Origin of the sequence: Streptomyces sp. NRRL F-5122 (assembly GCF_001507435.1) — a bacterium.
Taxonomy (GTDB): domain Bacteria; phylum Actinomycetota; class Actinomycetes; order Streptomycetales; family Streptomycetaceae; genus Streptomyces; species Streptomyces lannensis.
Genome location: NZ_LMWH01000015.1, coordinates 170,601 through 192,633, shown reverse-complemented (window position 1 = coordinate 192,633; position 22,033 = coordinate 170,601). Strand labels below are relative to the sequence as shown.

Sequence of the window (22,033 nt, the reverse complement as noted above, 5' to 3'; positions counted from 1 at the left end):
TCGTGGGAAGCTCACGTCCACCGCGCCCGAAGGCTGTGCGGAATCACCAAGTACCTTCTGGCACAGACATGTTGGAATTTCCTCATGGCCACTCCAGCTGACGGAACCACCAGCCTGAGCCCGGACGGGTCCGCGCACCGCCTGCGTGCCGAGATCGAGCGACTGAAAGCCGAGGCGACGCAACAGAGGAGACTCGCCCACCGTCGGGCCGAGTTCTGGACCAAGGCGGACATCGCCCTCGGTTTCCCCGCGGCCTTGCTCGCGGGCACGGCGGGAACGGCAGGATTGGCCTCGGCCGGCGCGCGTGTTCCCGCCGCCCTCGCCGCTCTGGCCTCCGCCGGGTTCGCGGCGGGTGCGGGCTTCCTTCGCAGCGACACCAGGCGCCGCGCCAACAAGCGCGCCCGGCACGCATGGGCCTCCGTCGAAGCCAGGGCGACGGTAGCGCTGGCCCAGGAGCACGTGACCCCCGAGCTCCTCGGCGACCTGCTGGAATGCCGTCAGGCCGCGCTGGCGGCCTACGACGGCGAGGAGCCCCTGCCGGGGTCGTCGTGATCCGCAACCCCTCAGCTGCCCTCCGTCCGCTGCGTCGAATGGAGCGTCGATCACCTCACGTGGCTTCATGACCCGCGACCTGGATCGCCAGAGGACGTCTACGGCACAGGCCGTCAGCGGCACAGACTGCCTCGGACCTGTGTCGCACGCCCACCGCACGGGGACGCGAACCGCTCCCGCCGCACGCACTGCACGGCCGGACGGCCATGACGTTGTCAGCGCTTGAAGGAGTCCTTGGTGCTCTCTTTCGCGCCCCGCATCCTGCCCCGCGCCTCGAGGGCGGCACCCTTTGCTGCGAGGGTGTCTTTGTGTACCGCGTGGGCCACCTTCCGCACGGTCTTGCCTACAACCTGTTCGGCTCTTGCCTTGGCTTTCTCTCCGGTACTCATCTCAGTACCTCCACGCTCACTGTCCGAGTGCCCCTGAGCGTGGGGGAAAACCCTGAGCAGGCGGTTTCCCGCCTCCCCACCCAATGCCTGAGGCGATCAGCGGCACCAGAGGCGCTCTCCTCGTACCCATGCGCTTCTCTCGTACGCTGTCGCGGGGCCCCGACAGCCGCCGCCCAGGCCCCGCCGTTCCGCGCCTCCCCCGCTCGTGCCGCCGCGGATTGCCGACGAGCATCACCCGACGCCCGCGCGGCGAGCGCACACCCCAGGCGACGAACCCGCCCGAAACCCAGTTCCTGGCCATCAGCCCGGGGGCGGCCTGGCTCGTCGAGCCGTTTCGCCGAGTGCGACCTGCCGTCGATCCTGCACCAGCAGGGTGAGCCCGACCAGGTCGTGTCGATTCGCCACGGCGAGACCCACAGCCTTCAGCTGGACATCTCCGCCTGGTCCGGGTTCACGACAGTGTGATCCGTGGTGGTGTCAGTCGGCGCCGTCGGCGGGAGCCTCCTGCCGGCCCGGCACGGCCAGCTCGTCGTCGCGAAGCGACCAGACCGGCTGCTGTCCTGTTTGGAAGGTCCCATACGCAGGTCGCGCATGCGCCGCCCGCACGCCACCTGTGAATCAAGGACCGGTTGCTGGGAGGAGTTGGACCACGCCCACCGAACAGCATCCGTCGGTCTTGTAGAACACACGGACTCTCCATCGTCCTGCGGCCACGGGCACCGGGGCTTCGTCCGGTCGGCCCTTGCCATCCGGGTAGGGCACGCCGAGGTCTTCGCCGGCCTCGGCTGAGTCCATAAGAACCGCCGGGCCGTCGGTCTCCCAGACTCCGCAGGCCTTCCATGGCGCGCAGTCTGCCTTCACCCCATGACAGGGCGAGCCATCGGACGGCTGAAGTGACCCCAGCCCGTCCAAGTCGGCCGCACCTGGGCCCATCAAGTCGTCACCGCCCACCTCGACGCCACCGTCATGCAGGTCTTCCACGGCAACGACCAGGTCAGCACGGTCCCCCGTGCCAGCGCCAAGGACCTGGTCGTGCGGAAGTCCGGCGAGAACCGACGGTGGAAGCTCGTGTGAGGGTGCTACGTCTCGTTCGGAGCCGACTGGGGCAAGTTGGCGATGCGGGTTCGGGCTGCTTCGGCGATCACGGCCCATGGGTCGTCCGTCAGGCGCAGCACCGCACTGCGTGGGGAGTGCTGATGGGTCGCGACGGTGCTGCGGACAGCATCGTGCGGGTCGTCGGCCAATGCCTCCAGCAGTTCGGCCGGACAGTTGCGACGGCTCGCCACCCTGCTGCGAACACGCCAGTCGTTGTCCTTGATCAGCTCGGTAAGGATCTCCGGCGGACAACTACGGTTGTGGGCAGCCCAGAACCGCATGTCCGGGTGCTCACGCACCAACTCGTCCCAGACCGGCAGCGGCATAGCCGCCCACGCCGCGCGATCCCTCTCCGCCGGATCCTCGCTCGTGCGCAGTCGGATGAACTCCGTGACTGAGGTGATCTCGGGGAAACGGTCCGGCATGGCAGGACGGTAACGCACAATGTCCAGGACACGCTTCAAGCCTCACCTGACACCGACCCGTCAAGCATCAACTCGTCCCTCCGCACGGGGCTTTGAGGCGAAGTGCCCTTCCGGCAAAAGGGCCGACCGGTGTTGCTCTCCGCGCACGTGTCGCGAAGCATCTGTCACGACCGAGGGCCATGGCCACGGCCGACCCACTAGAAGCCGCGTACACGACTTTGGCCGTCATGACCCTCAGTGAGCGCACGCCCTGGGCGGAGTTCGTCGGCTCGAGATGTGGGAAGTCCGCGAGTTCACCTCCCGCCTCGCACGCGGTCGCCGCCGCCCGCCGACGACCGCCTCGAGGTCGTCGGGCCGCCGACTGTTCGGCAGCGCCTCGGTGGGGCGCGTACATGGTCTGCGTACGCCTCCAGCCGCCGGGCAGGCCGGCAAGCCGGGACGGTCGTGGGAGCCGACACGAGAGAGGGCTCGTACGGGGACCTGGTGCCGGCTGGTGGACTGCCCATCGCCGTCGGCCACGGCGACCCCGGTCCCGGTCCGCACCGTGTACGCAGGCGCCGAGCCCACGACCGGGAGGCCTGGCGGCGCACGTCTGTGACCGGCCGTCAAAACGATAATCGGGCACGAAACCGAGCCACTGGAGGCGATCTCGCACACCTGGTCGGGTCGCCGCCCTCGCGGGCCGACCACACCCAAGGCCGCGACCGGAAATCGCGCATCACCACCTCGCGGTTGTTCGCACGGGTATTTGATGCAACGTCATCGATCGTGTGAATGCGGGACATCGGCTTCGGTACACGCGTTCGCTCTCCATGCATTAGTGATGATGTTGGTACTGATGGGGGTGCTGCCGAACGGGTTACTTTTCGGTCTGGAGACACCCGGAGGGAGTACGGGCTTGCTCACTTCCCGTGTCATGCAGCGGTCGGAGGTGGTCTTCGGGTTGAGGGTGAACACGTTGCTGCTGCGATTCCGCTGTGCCGGCATAGTGCCGGCCTTCGTGGCGGCGGCGAAAGGAATACCTCTGATGCGAGTGACCCGGACAATGTTCGCCTCCGCTGCGGTCGCCGCGGCCGTCGCGCTCTCCGCTCCCGCCGCGCATGCCGTGTCGCTGGCCAGCGGCGTGAAGGCCGGTGACGGTGCTCTGACCATGGCGCAGACCCAGCCCGGCGACGACGACGGCGGCCGGTCTCACCACGGCCGACCGCACCACGAGCGCGGCGAGGGCGGCGAGGCCGCCGAGGGCGCCGAGGGCGCCGACGAGAACGCCGGTGGAGCCGACGACGAGAGCAGCGACCCCGCTGCCTCGGACGAGGACCAGAGCAACGAGGGCAGGCCTGGCGCGGAGAGGGCGCCCAGCGGTGCCGTAAAAGCCGGTGGCGGCGGGCTGGCGCAGTCCAGCAACGGCCTGGCCGCTGGTTCGGTGCTGCTGCTCGGCGGACTCGGCGCGGGTGCGTACATGCTGCGGCGTCGAGCGGCGGAGGCCTGATCGGCACCGGTCGGCCGACTGTGCGGTCGCGGCCGCCGTCACTCGCGAAGGGTGACGGCGCCCGCGACTGCGGCGTTGGGGCCGGTTGTCCGGCCCCCTGATGTCCTATCGCCGCCCTCGTTCATGAACAGGCGTTGACTGATGACCCTCTCTCAACCGGCCCCGCCGGAGCAGCCGCGAAACAGGCCCACGTCCCGTACCGTCAACCGTGCCCTGTTGTTGCTGCCGGCGGCGGCTGTGGGGCTGGGCGCCGTACTCATCCACCACTCGCTGTCGAGCCCGTCGGATCCCAAGCCGCCGACTCTGCCCGCGGCCGTCGTCCCCCCGTCCGTGGTCGTGACCCCGCCTGCACTCGTCGCTCCGTCAGGCCCGGGGCCTCGTAAGGGCCTTCCGGCGGCGCAGGAGCTGCCTCGGTCCGCCCCCAAGCGCATCGTGATTCCGCAGATCGGAGTCAACGCGCCGTTCTCGGAGATCTCGCTGGACGCCTCGGGGCACCTCGCTCCACCTCCCGTGACGAACAAGAACCTGGTGGGCTGGTACAAGGGCGGGGTCTCACCCGGTGAGCGGGGAACGTCGGTTGTGGTGGGTCACGTCGACACCAAGACGGGACCGGCGGTGTTCGTGCTGCTGCGCACCCTGAAGCCGGGAAGCAAGCTCGACATCACCCGCGCGGACGGCGTCGTCACCAGCTTCAAGGTGGACACCGTCGAGACCTTCAGCAAGGCGAAGTTCCCCGACAAGCGGGTCTACGCCGGCAACACCACCCCTCAGCTGCGGTTGATCACCTGTGGTGGCACCTACAACCACAAGTCCCACGACTACGAATCCAACGTGGTGGTGTTCGCCCACCTCGACTCGGTCAGGCATCCCTGAGCAACCTCCGGGAACCGCCCCCGACACACTCTCACCGGTACATTCTTCTTCCGGCACCCCCGGCCGGCCGGGGGTGCTCCCGTCACCACCTGCAGGTGCCCCCGCCCGTGATCTCGGCCGTTCGAGTGCCCTGGCGGAGCCACGTCGCCCCAATCCCCGTGTGCCAGTGATCTGTCCGCAAGATGGCGTGCGGCGAAGCACTGTTGCACAGCGACCGGTGAGGACGACGTGGCCACCAAGACTCCGCCTGCCCAGCATGTGTTCGACGGATCGAAACCCCTGGGCGAAGCGCTGGACGGCGCCGCCGTTTCCCGACTGCACCTCCGGTTCTGGCTGCTGGCCGGGCTCGGCGTTCTGCTCGACGGTTTCGACTTCTTCATCATCGGTGTGGCGAATCCGCTCATCGCCGCGGACTTCTCGGTGAGTGCCGTCGAGAAGGGCCTGCTGTCCGCTGCGGCGGTGGTGGGCTCGGTGTTCGGTGCGGCGCTGCTGGGACCGCTGGGCGACCGGGTCGGCCGAAGCCGTATCTTCCGGGTCGACCTGTGGCTGTTCGTCGTCTTCTCGGTGCTGTGTGCGGTCGCGTGGGATGTCTGGTCCCTCATGGTCTTCAGGTTCGCGCTGGGCGTCGCGGTGGGCCTGGACTACCCGATCGCCGCCAGCTATCTGGCGGAGATCCTGCCCTCCAGGGCCCGTGGGCGGTGGCTGGTCGCCGCCTTCAGTCTGCAGGCGGCGGGCATCCTGCTGGGCGCGGCGGCCGGGGTGGTGCTCCTCGAGGCGTATCCCCATGTGACCTCGTGGCGGATCATGCTGGGATTCGGGCTGATCCCGGCCCTGATCATCATCTGGCTGCGCCGTCGGGTGCCCGAGAGTCCCCGATGGCTCGCCCAGAACGGGCACGAACAGGAGGCGCGCGACGTCGGCCGGGCGCTGGTGGGTGTGCCCGTCCAGGTGACCGATGCGGACAAGGAACGGCACGAGCCCCCGGCGGAAGGTGTCGGTGCGTTCCTTCAGCCCCGGTTGTTCTCACGGCAGTGGCACAGACGGACCGTCTTCACCGCGGCGCCGTGGTTCCTGATGGACATCGCCACCTACGGGGTGGGCATCTTCACCCCCACCCTCCTCGCCTCCCTGACGGTGCACGGCGCGAACACCACGTTCATCGCCGACGACATCGTCTCCACGAAGGGGACCGCACTACTGGACGTCTTCCTCGTCGTCGGATTCCTCCTGGCCATCTTCCTGATCGACCGTATCGGCCGCGTCCCGCTGCAACTGGTCGGTTTCGCGGTGATGGCCGTCGCACTCTGTGTCCTGGCGATCGGCAGCCAGCTGCCCGGCGGGGCCGGCGACCATCTACCGATGGTGCTGATCGGGTTCGGGCTCTTCAACATGTTCATGAATCTCGGCCCGAACGCCACGACGTTCGCTCTGCCTGCCGAGGTGTTCCCCTCGGAGATCCGCTCGGCCGGACACGGCTTCGCCGCCGGATGCGGCAAGTTGGGAGCGGCCCTTGGCACCTTCCTCTTCCCCGTACTGCTGGTGGGCATCGGCCAGGCCGCCCTGCTCTACGCGGTGGCCGCTGCCTGTGCGCTCGGTTTCCTGATCACCCTCGTCTTCCGCGTCGAGCCGCGCGGCTGTTCCCTCGACGAGCTCTCCGGCGTCCAGGCCACGCGGCTCGCACCTCGCGTCGCTCCCCCGTGAGGCGCCGGCTCACAGCGTGCTTCGTACGGTCACACATCGTGGCCGTCGCGGTGCCCACGCACTCGGCCGCGGGGGTGCGAGGTGCCCATGAGGGTGCAGCGGCGATACGCCCCGCCGCACAACAACGGCTCATCCGAGCGCGGGCGGCTCGACCCAGTGATCACCCGCGTCCACGGCCGCCCCCGTGGGAGAGGCACTCTCCTCGGGGTCGGCGGATCGCGCGGTGTCGTCGGAAGGGCTGACGTCGTCCGTGGCTGCCGGACGCAAGAAGAGGAGGTCTTCGAAGGCGGCCATGCCGAAAAGGAAGGCCATCATCAGAGCGGGCGCCAGAAGGGCGAAAAGGATCACAGGACCTCCCCGTGGGTGGTCGGCCTGTGGGGCCCGGTGCAGTGGACCGGACTTCAGGATGGGGCCGAATGGGCTAACGCGCACGTCGAGGCGCCACGGCCAAGGCCACGTTCACCTTGAGAGCCCGGGGTTCGCCTTCCGCCTCGCGGTTCGCCCTACATGGCCGCTGCGGCATGCTGCTCCTCCTGCTGCGCTTCCTCGTCGTCCCGGTCGATGCACTTCGCCAGGCACCGGGTGCGGGACAGGGCGAACACGCCGTAGGAGAGCAGGGCGAGGCCCAGGAAGGCAGGAAGAAGCCACATTCCGAGGCGCGGGGACTCCGCGAAGAGGGTCACACCCAGGATGAAACTCACCGAGGCGTCACCGAGCGTGAGAGCCGGCTGCGACGCGATCAGCGGGCCCCCCTGCATGGCGTATCCCAGCAGGAAGATCGAGAGCGATCCGACGGCCGCGAAACCATAGGTCTGCCAGGCGAGAAAAAATCCCGTCGCGCCTTCGTCGGCGAGGATGGCCATGGACGACTTGACCAGCGCCGCGGTGAGCGCGTTGCCGATGGCGGCGGCGGCCGCCAGGCAGGCCGCTCGGGCGAGGCCCTGTGGGCGGCGTAGTCCGGTCAGCACGAGTACGGCACCGGCCCCGCCGACGGCTGCGAGCGTCGGCACCCACCAGACCCCCGGAATCTGATCGCGTCCACCGGAGGGGGCCACGGAGAACAGCCCCAGAGCCAGGCCGACGAAGATGCAGGCCACGCAGAACCATGCCTTGGCCGACACCCGCACGCGGAAGACCAGACTGCCGACCAGGAGCGCCAGCGGGAGCTCGAGGATGAAGAGCGGCTGGACCATGGCCAGCCGGCCCGCGCTCAGTGCCAGCGCCTGGAAAAGCGCGGCGAAGACGACCCCCAGAATGCCGCCGAACCAGATGGGACTGCGCAGCAGGTGCCGGACGAGGGCGAGCCGGGCCGAGGAGTCGGGCACCTCGACTGCGGCACGCCGCTGCAACACGGTTCCCACCGCGTTGCTGCCAGCAGCCAGGACGGCGAATACGACTGCCAGAATCATCCCGCACGCACCACTTCCACGTCCCGCGCCGGGTGCGCGGGTACGGCGTTTCCGTTCTTGTTGCTGCTCATGGCGGGTCTGCCTGGGCCTGTTCCACGATGGCACCTCGCGTCGGCGGTTTCCAGCCGGGCCTTCTCCTCCCGCCCCGGCCGGACCGGACGGCTGCCGCGGCGCGCGGGCGGTCTGCGGTTCCCGCCCGGGCAGGGCGGGCGCGGGAGAGGCCCGGCCACCGAGGCGGTCGGCGGGACGGCGTCCCCGGGGCCGGGCGGGCGCTTCCTGGCTCTGATCGTCCGTGGTTCCGCCGCAGGTCACGCGGCCGGCCGCGGTCCGCGGGCAGGTGCGCCCCGGGGACGGCGCCGCTCGGCGCTTACGGCGTGCGGTACGGGCGCCGGTCGGGGCCGCGGTCCGGCACTCCGTGGTGTCCGGCACTCCCCGCCGCAGGCGTCCGGCGCCCCGCCCCCTTCTCAGGACAGCGCGCGGCACAGTACGGCCGCGGGGCCCGCCGTGCTGCCCAGACGTGTGGTGAAGGCGATCCCGGCGGCGTACTCATTGTCGGCGCACTGACCCTTGTAGTCGCCGTAGGCGTAGTCACCGCCGTCGGCGTCGGCCGGGCGGTTGTCGGAGCGGTCGAACCAGACCGTCCGCCCCGTGCCGCCCAGCGCGGTGCGGGCGGGGGCGCACAGCGCCGCCGACACTCGGCCGCCGCGGCGGCTGTAGCCGATGAGGAACTGACCGGAGGGGCACTGGAACTTCGTGTAGCCCGAGGCCCAGTCGCCGCCTTGCGGAACATGGCGCTCGTCGGTGACCACCGTCTGGGCGTTGCCCTCGGCGCGCAGATCGCCCCCGCCGGTGTCGGTGCACAGACCGTGTCCGGCCGTGTGGCTGAGGCCGATCAGCCGCAGTCCGTCGGGGCAGGCCGCCTTGTAGGCGCCGGGATCCCAGTCCCCGCCCGCCCGCACCCGAAGCGACTGGACCTGGTCCCCGTGGTCGGTGGTGAGCATGCGCCACGTGGGAACCGGGGCGACCGGTCCGGTGTGTGCCGGCGCGGTCATGAGATGGCTCCAGGCGGTGCCGCGCCAGTCGGCCGGGTCCAGGATGCCGTGCCGATGGCCCTCGGTGTCGTAGCTCAGCAGGGCCCAGTCGTCGTGGCCTTCCCAACCGACCAGTGGCCAGTACGCGAAGTCCGCGTCGTGGTCGGCGAAGTAGTCGGTGATGTTGCCGAACCATGTGCGGGCGGCGGCCCCCGTCTCACCGGCTCCGACGCCGAACTCGCTGATCCACACGGGAGCGGTGTAGTGGCGCCCCTCCTCGGTGACGAAGAAGGCTTCGTCGGTGAGTTCTCGGTACAGCTCCTCACGGGTCAGGTCCTGGTAGCGGGGGTCGTGGGTCTCACCGATGCCGGTTGCGCCGCTGTGGTGGGGGCCCGTGTATCCGTAGAAGTGGGCGGAGTACACCAACTTGTGGGTGGCCACGAGCGTGTGGGAGAGCGTACGTGCCGGAGTGAGGGTGGGACGGCCGTGCGGCAGTCCGTCGACGGGCAGACCCGTCCAGTTGATCCCCTCGATGACGATGAGGAGGTCGGGGTTCGCCTCCGTGAGGATGCGGTCCGCGGCGAGTTGGGCGGCGGCAAACCAGTCGTGCTCGTCGCCCGACCCCCAGTTGGGGTCGTCCAGGATGTCGCGGCGTACTTCGTTGTAGAGGTCGGCGCCGACCACTCGGGGGTCGGAGGCGTACCGGCGCGCCATGAAGACCCAGTCGTCCGCCCATTGCCCGGTGGACTGGCTGCTGTTCCACCGCTCGTTGCCGTCGACGCCGCAGCACCAACGGGAGGTGTTGGTGTGGTTGTTGAGGACGACGGCGAATCCGTCCTGGGTGAGGGCTGTCACCACCGCGTCGTAGATCTGCAGCGGTGTCCTGCCGCGCAGCTGCGGGTTGGCGGTGACGGCGGCGTCGGGCACGGCGGCCGTCGCGTGGATCATCTCGTTGGAGAACGGGAGCCGGATGCTGTTGATGCCGAGGTCGTGGAAGTCGGCGAGGAGCTCGGGCAGGGGGACGCGGTCCAGGCCGAGGGGTATGCCGTAGGAGTTCTGTCCGGCGTGGTGGTTGGCGGGGTCGGCGGTGCTGCCGCTGCCCGTCCACGATCCCTGTGCCCCGTCCCAGTTGGCGGATATCAGCCGGAAGCGACGGCCCGTGGCGTCGACGATGTAGCGCCCGCGGGTGGACAGCGGCGGTTGCCACGCGTCGGCCTCCTGGTCCGTGGCGTGCGCGGTGCGGGTCGGCGGCTGCGGAGCGGCGGCGACCGCTCCCGGTGCCGTGGCCAGCAGCAGTAGGGCTGCTGTCAATCCTGTCAGGTACTGGACAACTTTGGTCTGCATGCGTCCCTCGGCGAAAGAACGGCGGTGCACGGACGGGGTGACGCGGGCGGCGGACGGCTTGCCCGGACAGAAGCAGAGGTGGTGCGCGATGCGTGCCGGTGACACCGGCGGACGGCGGGCGTCAGTCTACGGAAGAACGCCTCCTCCTGTCGGCGCCGGCGAACCCGCCGGCGCCCCGGCACCACACGCCGGCCGAAAAGAGCCCCACCGGAGGGTCGGCGGATCTCCGAGGCGACACCCCCGCACAACATCGTGGCGTATCCCCGAGACTCCATGAACAAAGGTGATAATCAGCAATTAATAGGGCTTTTCACCCCCGTGTGCCTCAGATCACGTGGGAATGTCACGTCTTGGGTCTCCTCCTGGGAAATATATGGAGACCCCCCTCAGGTTGGTGATTGCATTGGGCGGGCGCACTGGAGGCGGGCATGGACAACAGGCACATGAGGCAGGCGAGGGGACCGCGATGAGCCACCTCACTCCGGGATTCCTGCGCAGCAGGCCCCATCGCCCGGTGGCCGCGACCGCGCCTCGTGAACCATGGCAGCGTGCCGCGTTCGTCCTGCTCGCGGTAGTTCTGGATGTGGCAGCCGCCGTGATGGTGCTGAGTCGGCACCTTCCCAATGCCGTGGCCGGTGTGCTCCTGGCCGGAATCGGCTGGTTCACCACCGGACGCATCGCCGCCTGGTATCCCGGGTCGTCACGCAGCACCCCGGACGATTCGGCGCACCGATGAGTCAGGCGACCGAAGGCACCATGGCGACCGACTCCTTCCTGACGACCCGAAAGCCACTGCCCGGCGTTTCGACGGGTCGACCGGCGCGGGACGACCCGCGCGAGCGGCGTCGGCGGCATATGGTCGAACTGCTCGCCGTGTGCGCGCTGGCCCTCGTCCCCTGGACGGTCGTTCTGGGCCTGACGCTGCCTACCGACTACCGGGTCCACGCCTGGCGCACGACCTGGGTCGGCTTCGACATACTGCTGCTCATAGCCCTGGGGGCCACGGCCGTCCTCGGCAGACGACGTCACCGGGCCGTGGTGATCCCCGCACTGTCGAGCGCCGTGCTGCTGGTGTGCGACGCCTGGTTCGACGTCTCGCTCGCCTTGGGCACACCGGCCGTCTGGGCCTCCGCCGCTCTGGCCGTCTTCGTCGAACTCCCGATGGCGGTCTTCCTCTTCCACCGTATGTACAACCTGCTCCGCCTTCAGTGGACACCACTGCCGCCCGCCGACACCGCGGACCGCGCGGGAGGCCGTCGCACCACCGTCGTCGAACCGGAAGAGTCTCCGTAACGCCTCCACGGCGCCCCCGTCCGCCTACATGAAGAAGGCCCTGGCGGCGTACACGGCCCAGGTCACAGCCGCGGACGCGGTCTGCGACGACCTCCCGGTCACGCGTCCGTCCCCTGGAGGGGACCGGAGCAGGCAAGTCCTAGGGTCCGGTCTCCGCGTAGGGGAACGAGTGGTGCTCATGGGCCACCACCCAGCGGTCCCGTTCCTTGCGCAACCCCAGGGTGAGTCTCAGGCGGTTGTCCGGTCGCTCGGCCAGGTCCTGCGGCGTTCCGCAGCGGATCAGGGCGTGGGCGAACGCCACGTCGCTCCCGGCGGTGACATCGAGCGACTCGATCTCGAAGACGGCACCCACCGCCTGCCAGGCGAAGAACGGCGGCCAGACGTCTCGGTAGGCCCGGATGCCGCGCACCCCCTGGTAGGGCGGCGGCACATCGAACATCACGATGTCGTCAGCGTGGTCCGCGAGGACCCCCTCCATCTCGCCCCGGTGCACCGCCGCCGCCCACTTCTCGACCAAGGCCCGGATCTGCTCTGTGTCGTCGGCCATGAGGGCGGCTCCCTGGTTCCTGTCGTCCCGGCGGATGTACGTCCCGGGTGAGGACCGGCCGCGGCACCGGAACTCATCGCCGCCACAGCGCCGCGGAACTGCGGCCGTCGCCTTTCCTCAGCTGTGCATCGCGCAGCAAGGAGTGGGATTGGGCACCTCGAACGGCGCGAGGGTTCCGCCCGCGGCCGGAACCAGCACGAGCGTCAGCGCGCCCTCCCGCCACTCCGGCCGCACGTGGTCGCGGGTCTGCAGCGGGAGGGCCGGATCGGGCCCCTGCCCACCGGACGGCGTGCCGAGCACGGTGACCCGCTCGACCGAGGTGAGGGCGAGCACGTCGGCCACCGTGACCGTGCCGGTGAGGCGATCCGCTCCGGGGAACACCACGGCCCTGCCGCCCTGCCTGGCTGTGTGTTCGGCTGCGGCCAGGACCGCCGCGCGCACGGCCACCGCCGGACCGTGTGCCCGCTCCCCCAGTGCGGCGCCCAGGTCCATCCCTTCCGCCGCACCCGGCAGGAGCGCGAATGCCGCCTCGGCCGCCTCGGGGTCGGGCAGCGCGAACGAGACCGCCGTGCCACGCCGTTCGGCGGTGCGGATCAGGTGGGTGCAGGCGATCGTGTCGCCGGGAAGGTCCAGACGCTCCACCAGATCGTGGATCAGATGGTCCGCCTCGCGGAGTGTCGCCGTACCGGCGTCCACCCCGAGAACGGAGTGGACGCCGGACGCGTCGTGCGGTGTGCTCATGCGGGCAGGACCCACATCGGGTTGGAGTAGAACCACAGGTCCTTCCACGGGTCGGCGTCACCCACGACGTCGATCGCAGGTCCCGCCGGGTCGACGGAGGCGCCGCGCAGGCCGACCGCCGTGCGGTTGCCGTCGGTGCCCCTGAGCCGGACGTACGCCGGCTTGTCCACACGGCCGAGGGAGTACGTGAGGCGCACCGACCCGGTGGACCTGTTCACCTCGAAGGACTTGACCACCTTGGTGTTCGGCGTGGCCAGGGTGTCCTTGTCGGCGACCCGACCGGTGACGGCGCCCTGGATCACGTCGACGCGGGCCAGCGTCGGCACGAACTGCGCCCAGTTCGGGCCGCTGGCGAGGCCGATCTCGACGACGAGGTCGACGTGGCTGCCGCGGCGGACGTGGAGCACGTCGCCCAGCGTCACCGCCCGGCCGTCCGCGCGCAGTTGGGCGTTCAGGCCGCTGATGAGTCCGCCGTGATCGACCCAGACGCGGCCGGCGCGGATGCCGTCCATGACCGCCTTGTAGGAGAAGGAGGCGGCGCCGACATGGGTGCGGGAGTACTGGCCGGGCCAGAAGTCGGTGTCGGTGAGGCTGAGGCCGCCGCCGTACACCGGGTCGTCGTAACGGCCGTTGGCGTTGAAGTCGCTGTTCGGGCCGCGCACTGCGCTGTCAGCGTACACGTTGTGCGAGTCGGAGTTGGCCGTGATCCACCAGGGCTTGCCCTCGGCGAGCAGGCTGTCCCACAGTCCGCCGACCGTGGCGGTCATCCAGTCGAAACCGCCCCATGTGCGGTAGCTCTCCAGCGGATAGCCGGCGAAGGAGTCGGCGCTGGGGCTGTTGTCGTATATGCCACGCGCGGAGCCGGGGCCCATCGGAGCGGGCAGACCGCCGGCCTGGTGGCCCGGGGCACCCTCCATGCCGACCGCGATGGAGGGCTGGGCGTCGCGCCAGGCGCGGATCTCGTGCGGGGAGTCGATGCCCTTGCGGGCCGGATGGTTGGCGACGAAGAGGGCGTCCGCCACCTTGCGGCGACGGACCTGGTCGGCGAGGAAGTTGATGCCCGCGATGGCGAGCGCCTCGTTCGCCGGAGTACTGGCGCCGGCATTCTTCACCGAGCCGTCGAAGGAGTTCTCGAACTGCTTGAGGACCGCGACCTCGTTACGGCCGGGGTGGACGAACACCGTGCCGTGCTCGGCGGCCGGGATGTTCCACTCCAGTCCCTGGAAGACGAGCGTGTCGTCGATCCGCTCACGCGCTTCGACGATGTCCGGGTTGACCTTCTCCACACCGATCTTGGCATGCGCCTCACTGCCATGGTCGGTGATGACCATCCAGTCCAGGCCGTGCGCATTCGCCTGCCGGACGTGGTCGACGACCCGGTACTTGGCGTCGGAGCTGTACTGGGTGTGGATGTGGTGGTCGCCCGCCAGCCACAGGTATCCGTGGGACCGTTCACTGCGCGAAGCCTGCGATCCGGACGTCGCGGCGGCCTGGCCCGCGCCCGTGAGGACGCTCCCCGCGGCCAGGCCCGCGCCGAGCAGTCCGGTGCGGCGCAACATGGAGCGCCGCGAGAGTTGACTCGGCGTCAGTTCCCGGTCGGGAACCGACATGTCGAGCGCGGGCGGCAACGATGAGGCGTCGCCGTGCCCGTGATCGTGGTGATGGTGGTGCCCATGCCCGTGCATGTGACCGTCGTGACCCATTGTCAGCTCCTGCTGCGACACCGGTTTGAACGTTCGAACGGGCCGAGAGTGGGCAGTGGGCATGAACCGCGGCGCACGCCTCCGCTGCGGAAGCAAGAACGCCGGATGTGCGGCAGACGTGTGGGTGCCACCCGGAACACGCGCTCCGGTCGGGCGCCATTGGCGAGGTACGGCCGCGGTCGACGGCGCACCGAACGGCCGACCGGTCGGCTGAGCAGCGGGTTCCGGTCGTGCATGTGCGGCGCGGGGCAAGCCGGGCGAGGTCAGCCCATCAGTCCGGCGGCGACCGTCGCTCCCAGCTCCCAGCACGCCTCGATGTCGGGCTTGCCCGGCTCGCCCGTCACGGTCACCGCCTCGGCCACGCGTCGCCAGCCGAGCCCCGTGGTGATGGACTCGATCCCCCGTACCGCCCCGGTCACATCGTTGCCGCCGTGCACCCAGTAGCCGAACGGCCGGCCGCGCGTCTCGTCCAGGCACGGGTAGTAGATCTGGTCGAAGAAGTGCTTGAGGGCCCCGGACATGTAACCGAGATTCGCCGGGGTGCCCAACAGGCAGCCGTCGGCCTCCAGTACGTCCGATGCGGTCGCCGACAGTGCCGCACGCCGCACCACCCGCACACCCTCGATCTCAGGCGCCGTCGCACCGGAGACGACGGCTTCGAACAGCGCCTGGCAGTTCGGCGAGGGTGTGTGATGCACGATCAGCAAGGTGGCCATACCGTCGAACCCTGCCGCGACGTCTCCCGCACCGCAAGGCGACGCGGACTCCCTCCCCTGCGGGCGAGGACGACTTCTTCCCCGGCCCCCGGTGCCTCAGCCGCGCTCCCCTGCCGCGCCTCCCCCGGCGCGTGCCGCATGGCGCTGCGATCGCAGTGTCTCCAGGAGCCGGAGCCAGATCTCGCTCGCCGTGGGATAGCTGGGCACCACGTGCCACAGGGTGGACAAAGGGATACGTCCGACGATCGCCGTGGTCGCCGAATGCACGAGTTCGGCGATGCCCGCCCCCACGAACGTCGCCCCGATCACGATGTCCTCGGCGCGGTCGACGACGAGTTTGGCCCGGCCCCGGTAGTCCGGGCGCATGACCCAGGTGCCCGCGAGCGCACCGAGGTCGTATTCCACGACCTCGATGTCGATGCCCGCCTCCCGTGCCTGTTCTTCGGTGACACCGGCGCTGCCGACCTCCGGGGTGGTGAAGACGACCTGGGGCAGCCCTCGGTGTCCCTCGGCCGATGAGGGCAGGTCCGGGGAACCGCCGGCGCGTGCCGCGATGACCTCTCCGGCGATACGGGCCTGGTACTTGCCCATGTGGGTGAGCAGGGCACGCCCGCACACGTCGCCGATGGCGTACAGCCAGTCGCCGGGCACGCCGCGCACAGCCTGGTGGTCGTCGACGTCGAGGTAGCCGCCGGGCGACAGTCCGACGGTCTCCAGGCCGATGTCGCCGGTGTTCGGGGTACGGCCGACGGCCACCACGATCTCGTCCGCCACGAGCACCGTGCCGTCGTCGAGGGTCACCCTCACCTCACCGCCGTGCACACGCCCCTGGCCGGTGTCCCACGGGTCGGAGCGCTCCACCCGTGACATTCCGCGCCCCAGGCAGAGCCGCACACCGCAGTCCCGCAGCTCCTCGGCGACCAACTCGCCCGCGAACGGCTCGGAGCGGGCCAGCAGCCGTGGTCCGCGCTGGACGACGGTCACCTCGGCGGCTCCGAGGCCGTGCAGCCAGGTGGACGCCTCGCACGCGACCACCCCGCCGCCGAGGATGACGACCCGGCGGGGTACTTCCTTCATCGTGGTGACATCGCGGGAGTTCCAGGGCAGCGCGGCCCGCAGTCCGGGGACATCCGGTACGGCGGGGCAGGAACCCGTGTCGATGACCACGGCATGTCGGGCCGTCAGTTCCCGGACCGGCCCGTCGTCCCGGCTCACCGCGATCCTCCGTTCACCGGTGAGCCGCCCGTAGCCCCGCACCACGTCGATGCCGGTGTCCAGGGCCCATTTCACCTGGGAGGTGTCGTCCAGGCCGTTGATCACGACGTCGCGTCGCGCGAGCACGGCCGAGGGCTCGAGCCGAGCCGTGACTCCGGGCGAGTGCGCGGCCGCGTCGACCACCTCGACCGGCCGCAGGAGAGCCTTGCTGGGCATGCACGCCCAGTAGGAGCATTCACCGCCGACGAGCAGGTTCTCCACGAGCACCGACGACAGACCCGAGAACTGGGCGGCGTACTGGGCGGCGTTCTCTCCGGCGGCAGCGGCGCCGAGGACGATGACGTCCCATTCGGAGCGATCCGGGTCCACCGTCGCAGTCATCAGAACCTCCGCGATCGTCCTTCCGCCGCATCGGCGGTGCCTGGAGTGCGGTGAGTGAGAGGGGAATGCCACGGGCCGGCCGAAATGGATCGCCGAAGCGCCGGCTACCGGCACGAGCCGCTGCGGGCCTTCCGTCAGGCTACGGTCTGCGGAGCGTTCTCGCCTGCTTCCCGGGGTATACGGGGCAGACATGGGGGAACGCCGCCCGGCGCCCGGCGATGCGGGCGGTGGACGGCGTTCCGCTCCTCGCCGGTTATGCGGCGAGTCGCTCGGCGAGCTCCTTGGCCTTGGAGGCCGCCTCACCGAAGGCACGCTCGCGGGAGGCCTCGTAGAGCGGGACCAGCTCGGCCATGGCCGGGTTGTGCGGGGCCATGGTGAGCTCCGGGACGATGAAGTCGAGTTCCAGCCCGAGCGTGTCGGCGAGGACGGCCTGCAGGTAGTTCTGCACGTACTCGAAATCCTGCTTCGGCGTGCCCGGCGCGTAGGAGCCGCCGCGGCTGGCGACGACGGTGACCGGCAGGCCCTTGATGGAGGACGTCTCGCCCGCGGTCCGGCCGAACAGGATCACGTTGTCCAGCCAGGCCTTGAGGGTCGAGGGGATCGAGTAGTTGTACATCGGGGCGCCGATCAGCACCGCGTCCGCCTGCTCCAGCTCCTCGATCAGCGCGATGCGCTCCTCGAAGGCGGCCGCCTGTTCCGAGGAGTGGGTGGCGGGGTCGGCGAAGCCCGCGGTGTGCGCATCGGCGGTGATGTGCGGCACGGGCTCGGCGGCCAGGTCCCGGTAGACGACCGTGCCGTCGGGGTGCTGTTCCTGCCAGGCCTTGCGGAAGGCGTCCGTGACGGCGCGCGAGGCGGACGCCTCGCCCGAGAAGACGGACGAGTCGATGTGCAGCAGGGTGGCCATGGGGGTCTCCAAAGAACGTGCCCGAGCCCGGACGAGCCGGGCTAAGAATTCGTACAGAGCTATATCTAACACAGGAGCTTACTTTTTTTCACCCCCTGTCGGGGTAGTAAGCTGTATCCATGGCGGCTCAGGGTCACGACGTGGCGGCATGCAAACAGGTGGACGGCGGCATCACCCGCGTCTTCCAGTTGCTCGGAAAGCGTTGGAGCGGCCCGATCGTGGCGGTGCTCGTGGACCAGCCGGCGCACTTCGCCGACCTGCGGCGGGCGATTCCGGGCCTCAGCGAGCGCATGCTCTCCGACCGGCTCGCCGAACTCGGCGCCGCCGGACTGGTGGTGCGCGAGGTCGACGAGGGCCCGCCGCTGCGGGTCTCCTATCGGCTGACGGAGTCCGGGGCCGCACTCGAGCCCGCGCTCAAGGCGCTCGGGCAGTGGGCGCAGACGCATCTGCCGGATGCCGAGCCCTGCATGGGAGCCACCGAAACGTGCGTGGAGTCGGCCCGGAAGTGAACCCGCCGCCGGGCGGAACGAAAGCCCGCGTCGGTGTCGCCGTGCCCGGACACACCCCGCGCCGTACGCCTGCTCTCCCGCTCGTGTGCCGTGGCGGCCGTCAGTCGGCCCGCCCGCGCAGGAGCCCGTCGGGGTCGTAGCGCTTCCACAGCTCTGCCACCCGGGCACCGGTCTGCCCCGGGTAGGCGCGCGCGAACGTCGTCTCGTCAGGATTGCTCTCGAAGTTCACATAGGCGCCCTCGGCGTGTGCCGCGAGCCGTGCCCAGGCGGCGGCCGCCGTCGGTCGGTCGTCCGGTGGGAACGCCGACACGACGGCCAGCGTCCGCTGATGGCGGTGCGCGAAGGCGGTGGCGGACGGGGCCGGGTCGTGGGACGCGCCGCCGAGCGAACGCAACTGGACGAGCACCGGATGCGGCCCTGTCGCCGCCTCCACCAGTGCGCGGGCCGTCGCGGGACCCGTCTCGGTGAACAGCCCGTTGGTCGTGGTGGACTGCATCTGCCCGGTGTTGGGGTGCAGATGGGCGGTCGAGACCAGCTCGGTGTACGGGACGAGGTGGGCCTGCTGGACCATGACGCGGCCGATCCCGAGGAGCGGCTCCAGGGCCCGGCGGATCGCGGCGGGGCTGTCGGAGGCCACGACCGCGGTGATGAACGCGGTCGCCGAGGATCCCTGGGCCGCCAGTGTCACCGCCGTCGACAGCTCCCGCGGTGCCTGTGTCATGGCCGACTCCCAGCGGCGAAGCGTCTCACCGGCCGGATCCACCGGCACGGCCAGCTGCGCGAATCCCACGTCACGCAACTCGACGGCCTCGATCTCGAAGGCCACCGCGACGCCCGCGCCGCCGCCCGCGCCGCGCATCACCCAGAGCAGATCCGGATCGGTTCCGGGATCGGCTCGTGTGATCGTCCCGTCGGCCAGGACCACCTCGACGGCGCGGATGCGGTCGACGGTCAGCCCGTAGTGCCGTACGAGCCATCCGACGCCGCCGCCCGTGGCCAGGCCGCCGACTCCGACGTTGCCGTGGTCGCCGGAGCTGATGGCGAGCCCGTGCGGGGCCAGGGCACGGGCGACCCGCGCCCACCGGGCACCCGCCTCCACCCGTACGAGACGCGCGGCCCGGTCGACCACCTCGACCCGTCTCAGCGCGCTGAGGTCGACGACGAGGCCGCCGTTGTTGGTGGACCTGCCGCTCAGCCCGTGCCCACCGCTGCGCACCGCGAGTGGGAGTCGACGCTCGCGGGCCATCCGCAGTGCCGCGGCGACGTCGGCCGCGGACTGCGGCAGGACGACCACGGCCGGGCGGCCCACGGTGGTGTAGGTGGAGCGGAGCAGGCCGTAGCGGCTGTCGTCAGGGGTGATCAGCTTCCCGGCGAGTTCGGCGGGTGCCGGTCCCGGGTCGGCGCTCATCGCCCGCTCCGCAGAGCCGCCACACGCTCGCGTACGGCGGGGACCACCTCGCCGGCGAAGAGGGCGACCTGCCGGTCGGGGTCCGTGGCAGGCCAGAGGACGAAGGTGTCGAAACCGAGGTCGCCGGCCCACTCGGTGAGGGTGTCCACCCACCGCCGCACGTCGCCGACGAGGCCCGGGGCTCCCCGGTGGTCCCCGATCGCGCCGATCACGTTGTAGACGCGGCGGATCGTCCGCGGATCGCGTCCCGAGGCCGAGGCCGCCTCGTCGATGATCTGCTGGCGGGAGGGCACCTGCTGCGGCGGGACGTAGATGTTCAGCGGGGAGATCCAGCCGTCCGCCGACCGGCCGGTCACGGCGAGCATCTTGGACTTCTGCGCGCCGAGCCACAGTTCGACGGGTTTCGGGGGCACCGGACCGGCCTGGTATCCGCCGACGGAATGGTGCGGGCTCCGCAGCCGGACCACCCCTCCCGCCAGCGCCTGGCGCATTACGGTCAGCGACTCCTCGGTGAAGGCGACCATCGGCTCGCCGCGCCGTGCCGGGCCGCCCATCGACGCGATGGCGTCGGGGATGCCGCCTCCGCCGACACCGAGCTGGAGCCGGCCATCGGTGAGGACGGCGAGCGACGCGGCCGCCTTGGCCAGCATGGCCGGCGGGCGAAGCTGCAGATCGGCCACGTCGGTGAGGAACGTGATGTGGTCCGTTGCCGCGGCCAGGTGCGTGATCAGGGTCCAGGTGTCCAGATGGCCGGGCTGGTAGGGGTGGTCCTGGACGGCGAGGTACTCCAGGCCGTGGTCCTCCGCCGCACGGGCGAGGCGCCGGGTCCGGTGCACGGCGTCGGCCGCGGGGTCGAGGCTCACCCCGAAGGAGAGAGGGCGTCCGTAGTCGGTCATGCGTCCACGGTGCGGGGGAACGCCTCACAGACCAAACTTCAAGTAAGGTGCTAACCTTTTGTAAGTGAACCCCATCGAGTCGTCTCCCGCCGCACCCCCGTCCCTCGAGCGTCGTTCCATCCACGACGACAGCTGCCCGAGCTTCCAGGACGCCCTCGAGCTGATCGGGCGCCGCTGGACGGGTTCGATCCTGAGCGCGGCCCGCCAGGGGGCCTCCCGGTTCGGCGACTTCCGGGCCGTGATCGACGGTATCTCCGACCGGTTGCTCTCACAGCGCCTGAAGGAACTCGAAGCGGCGGGTCTCATCCAGCGCACCGTCACGCCCACGACCCCCGTGCAGATCCGCTACCGGCTGTCCCAGGACGGCCGGGCTCTGGTGGACGCACTGCAGCCGTTGGCGCGCTGGAGCCTCTACCGCTCGGGCCGCGGGGGCGGCACATCGGGCCCGGCGGCGTGATCTCCCGAGGAGCTCGACCATGTTCGGCGGCGACGACCGGCCGGGGCGTTCAGCACAGCACCGCGAGCGCCCCGGGCAGGACTCTGGCCGTCACGGGGAGGACGGCGTCCACCTCCCCGTCGGTCCCGTAGGGCACGTCGCGGTCGGCCTCCATGCGGATCTCCGCGCCCCGTACGATCCGTACTTCGCGCCGGTGGACGTGCGCGCCGGTCTTGAGCTCGTTCATCAGGGCGAAGAAGAGCCGGCGAGGCGCATGGCGGATCATCACGACCTCCAGCAGGCCGTCGTCGACGCGTGCCCCGGGGGCGATGATGCGGCCGGAGCCGTAGAAGGCGGAGTTGGCAGCCACCACGGTGTAGCCGTGGTGCGTGAGTTCTTCGCCGTCGACGGTGATCCGGTAGGTGGCCGGGCGCCAGGTCGCGACCGCCCGCAGTCCGCCCGCGTAGTAGGAGGCGGCTCCGCTCAGGAGTTTCGCGTGATTGGCATGGCGGTTGGCGAGCGCGTCGACACCCGCGTACACGCTGCCGAGCGCGACGGTGCGGCCCCGTGCTGACTCCACCTCGATGGTGTCCACACGCCGCGGCTCGTGGTGGAGCAGCGCCTCGGCCAGCTCGGCCGGGTCGGCGGAAAGGCCGAGCGCGCGGGCGAAGTCGTTGCCGCGGCCCGCCGGAACGATGCCGAAGACGGTGTCGGTGCCGCTGAGGGCCCCACCGATACCGCCCACGATGCCGTCACCACCCACGGCCAGGACCACCCGCTGCCGTTCTCCGGCCTGCCGTGCCAGGTCCTGGGCGTGGGCCAGACTGCTGCTGTACTCCGTCTCCAGCTCGGCCCCGGCCTCCCGCAGCAGCCGGGCCACGCTCAGCAGCGTCGCGACCCCGTTGGATCCGCCGGCGGTGGGGTTGACGATGGCGGTGAATTGTCGCATCGGTGTGCCTCCGAAGGCGCCTGACGG

The 22,033-nt window shown here is 70.4% G+C and carries 22 protein-coding genes; 8 read left to right on the top strand and 14 right to left on the bottom strand.

Features of this window, described 5'->3' with window-relative positions:
- Window positions 1–84: 84 nt before the first annotated feature.
- On the top strand, window positions 85–552 hold the full coding sequence (locus ADL25_RS04620; protein ID WP_059126299.1) for a hypothetical protein: 468 nt from the start codon (window positions 85–87) through the stop codon (window positions 550–552).
- Between the two features lie 1,007 nt (window positions 553–1,559).
- Here ADL25_RS04620 and ADL25_RS51490 read toward each other — a convergent pair.
- Entirely contained in the window at window positions 1,560–1,874 is a 315-nt protein-coding gene (locus ADL25_RS51490) for an Imm21 family immunity protein (protein ID WP_267889226.1), read from the bottom strand.
- 146 nt (window positions 1,875–2,020) lie between these two features.
- The gene (locus tag ADL25_RS04615; RefSeq protein ID WP_059126298.1) at window positions 2,021–2,461 is read right to left on the bottom strand and encodes a hypothetical protein; all 441 of its coding nucleotides are present in this window, start codon (window positions 2,459–2,461) and stop codon (window positions 2,021–2,023) included.
- A 1,027-nt stretch (window positions 2,462–3,488) separates the two neighbouring features.
- Here ADL25_RS04615 and ADL25_RS04610 point away from each other — a divergent pair.
- The 3 genes from ADL25_RS04610 to ADL25_RS04600 all read left to right on the top strand — a co-directional run bounded on the left by ADL25_RS04610 (window position 3,489) and on the right by ADL25_RS04600 (window position 6,524).
- Window positions 3,489–3,950 (top strand): hypothetical protein, encoded by a 462-nt coding sequence (locus tag ADL25_RS04610; protein ID WP_159044875.1) that lies wholly within the window; start codon window positions 3,489–3,491, stop codon window positions 3,948–3,950.
- A gap of 141 nt (window positions 3,951–4,091) precedes the next feature.
- Window positions 4,092–4,823 (top strand): class F sortase, encoded by a 732-nt coding sequence (locus ADL25_RS04605; protein ID WP_059126296.1) that lies wholly within the window; start codon window positions 4,092–4,094, stop codon window positions 4,821–4,823.
- Window positions 4,824–5,051: 228 nt separating this feature from the next.
- On the top strand, window positions 5,052–6,524 hold the full coding sequence (locus ADL25_RS04600) for an MFS transporter (protein ID WP_159044874.1): 1,473 nt from the start codon (window positions 5,052–5,054) through the stop codon (window positions 6,522–6,524).
- 129 nt (window positions 6,525–6,653) lie between these two features.
- On the opposite strand, the gene ADL25_RS04595 is transcribed toward ADL25_RS04600, so the two are convergent.
- The 3 genes from ADL25_RS04595 to ADL25_RS04585 all read right to left on the bottom strand — a co-directional run bounded on the left by ADL25_RS04595 (window position 6,654) and on the right by ADL25_RS04585 (window position 10,308).
- Window positions 6,654–6,872 (bottom strand): hypothetical protein, encoded by a 219-nt coding sequence (locus ADL25_RS04595; protein ID WP_059126294.1) that lies wholly within the window; start codon window positions 6,870–6,872, stop codon window positions 6,654–6,656.
- A 155-nt stretch (window positions 6,873–7,027) separates the two neighbouring features.
- Entirely contained in the window at window positions 7,028–7,933 is a 906-nt protein-coding gene (locus ADL25_RS04590) for a DMT family transporter (protein ID WP_059126293.1), read from the bottom strand.
- A gap of 464 nt (window positions 7,934–8,397) precedes the next feature.
- Entirely contained in the window at window positions 8,398–10,308 is a 1,911-nt protein-coding gene (locus ADL25_RS04585; RefSeq protein ID WP_059126342.1) for a glycoside hydrolase family 5 protein, read from the bottom strand.
- A gap of 466 nt (window positions 10,309–10,774) precedes the next feature.
- On the opposite strand from ADL25_RS04585, the gene ADL25_RS04580 reads away from it, so the two are divergent.
- The gene (locus tag ADL25_RS04580; RefSeq protein WP_059126292.1) at window positions 10,775–11,044 is read left to right on the top strand and encodes a hypothetical protein; all 270 of its coding nucleotides are present in this window, start codon (window positions 10,775–10,777) and stop codon (window positions 11,042–11,044) included.
- The gene (locus ADL25_RS04575) at window positions 11,041–11,601 is read left to right on the top strand and encodes a hypothetical protein (RefSeq protein ID WP_234380522.1); all 561 of its coding nucleotides are present in this window, start codon (window positions 11,041–11,043) and stop codon (window positions 11,599–11,601) included. Before ADL25_RS04580 ends, ADL25_RS04575 begins: the two co-directional genes overlap by 4 nt.
- A 139-nt stretch (window positions 11,602–11,740) precedes the next feature.
- On the opposite strand, the gene ADL25_RS04570 is transcribed toward ADL25_RS04575, so the two are convergent.
- From ADL25_RS04570 to ADL25_RS04545, 6 genes are all read right to left on the bottom strand, one after another.
- Window positions 11,741–12,148 carry a YybH family protein gene (locus ADL25_RS04570; RefSeq protein WP_059126291.1) on the bottom strand — a complete coding sequence of 136 codons (408 nt, stop codon included), beginning with the start codon at window positions 12,146–12,148 and terminating at the stop codon, window positions 11,741–11,743.
- A 117-nt stretch (window positions 12,149–12,265) separates the two neighbouring features.
- Window positions 12,266–12,889 carry a hypothetical protein gene (locus ADL25_RS04565; protein ID WP_059126341.1) on the bottom strand — a complete coding sequence of 208 codons (624 nt, stop codon included), beginning with the start codon at window positions 12,887–12,889 and terminating at the stop codon, window positions 12,266–12,268.
- The gene (locus ADL25_RS04560; protein ID WP_059126290.1) at window positions 12,886–14,592 is read right to left on the bottom strand and encodes a PHP domain-containing protein; all 1,707 of its coding nucleotides are present in this window, start codon (window positions 14,590–14,592) and stop codon (window positions 12,886–12,888) included. The genes ADL25_RS04565 and ADL25_RS04560 overlap by 4 nt, the downstream gene beginning before the upstream one ends.
- A 263-nt stretch (window positions 14,593–14,855) precedes the next feature.
- Window positions 14,856–15,308 carry a flavodoxin family protein gene (locus ADL25_RS04555; protein ID WP_059126289.1) on the bottom strand — a complete coding sequence of 151 codons (453 nt, stop codon included), beginning with the start codon at window positions 15,306–15,308 and terminating at the stop codon, window positions 14,856–14,858.
- A 96-nt stretch (window positions 15,309–15,404) separates the two neighbouring features.
- A complete protein-coding gene (locus tag ADL25_RS04550) occupies window positions 15,405–16,904 on the bottom strand; it encodes a dihydrolipoyl dehydrogenase family protein (RefSeq protein WP_059126288.1) in 1,500 nt (499 codons plus the stop codon).
- A 253-nt stretch (window positions 16,905–17,157) separates the two neighbouring features.
- Window positions 17,158–17,808 (bottom strand): FMN-dependent NADH-azoreductase, encoded by a 651-nt coding sequence (locus ADL25_RS04545; RefSeq protein WP_059126287.1) that lies wholly within the window; start codon window positions 17,806–17,808, stop codon window positions 17,158–17,160.
- Window positions 17,809–17,927: 119 nt separating this feature from the next.
- Here ADL25_RS04545 and ADL25_RS04540 point away from each other — a divergent pair, with 119 nt between their 5' ends.
- The gene (locus ADL25_RS04540; RefSeq protein WP_059126286.1) at window positions 17,928–18,317 is read left to right on the top strand and encodes a winged helix-turn-helix transcriptional regulator; all 390 of its coding nucleotides are present in this window, start codon (window positions 17,928–17,930) and stop codon (window positions 18,315–18,317) included.
- Window positions 18,318–18,417: 100 nt separating this feature from the next.
- On the opposite strand, the gene ADL25_RS04535 is transcribed toward ADL25_RS04540, so the two are convergent.
- Together ADL25_RS04535 and ADL25_RS04530 are read right to left on the bottom strand one after the other, a co-directional pair.
- Complete coding sequence (locus ADL25_RS04535; protein ID WP_059126285.1) at window positions 18,418–19,725, bottom strand: FAD-binding oxidoreductase; 1,308 nt, start codon at window positions 19,723–19,725, stop codon at window positions 18,418–18,420.
- Window positions 19,722–20,621, bottom strand: a complete 900-nt coding sequence (locus ADL25_RS04530; RefSeq protein ID WP_059126284.1) for an LLM class flavin-dependent oxidoreductase — start codon at window positions 20,619–20,621, stop codon at window positions 19,722–19,724. The genes ADL25_RS04535 and ADL25_RS04530 overlap by 4 nt, the downstream gene beginning before the upstream one ends.
- 64 nt (window positions 20,622–20,685) lie before the next feature.
- Between ADL25_RS04530 and ADL25_RS04525 the strand changes: the two genes are divergently transcribed.
- On the top strand, window positions 20,686–21,078 hold the full coding sequence (locus ADL25_RS04525) for a winged helix-turn-helix transcriptional regulator (protein ID WP_234380514.1): 393 nt from the start codon (window positions 20,686–20,688) through the stop codon (window positions 21,076–21,078).
- A gap of 49 nt (window positions 21,079–21,127) precedes the next feature.
- Here ADL25_RS04525 and ADL25_RS04520 read toward each other — a convergent pair whose 3' ends face one another.
- A complete protein-coding gene (locus ADL25_RS04520) occupies window positions 21,128–22,006 on the bottom strand; it encodes a YegS/Rv2252/BmrU family lipid kinase (protein ID WP_059126283.1) in 879 nt (292 codons plus the stop codon).
- Between the last annotated feature and the right edge of the window lie 27 nt (window positions 22,007–22,033).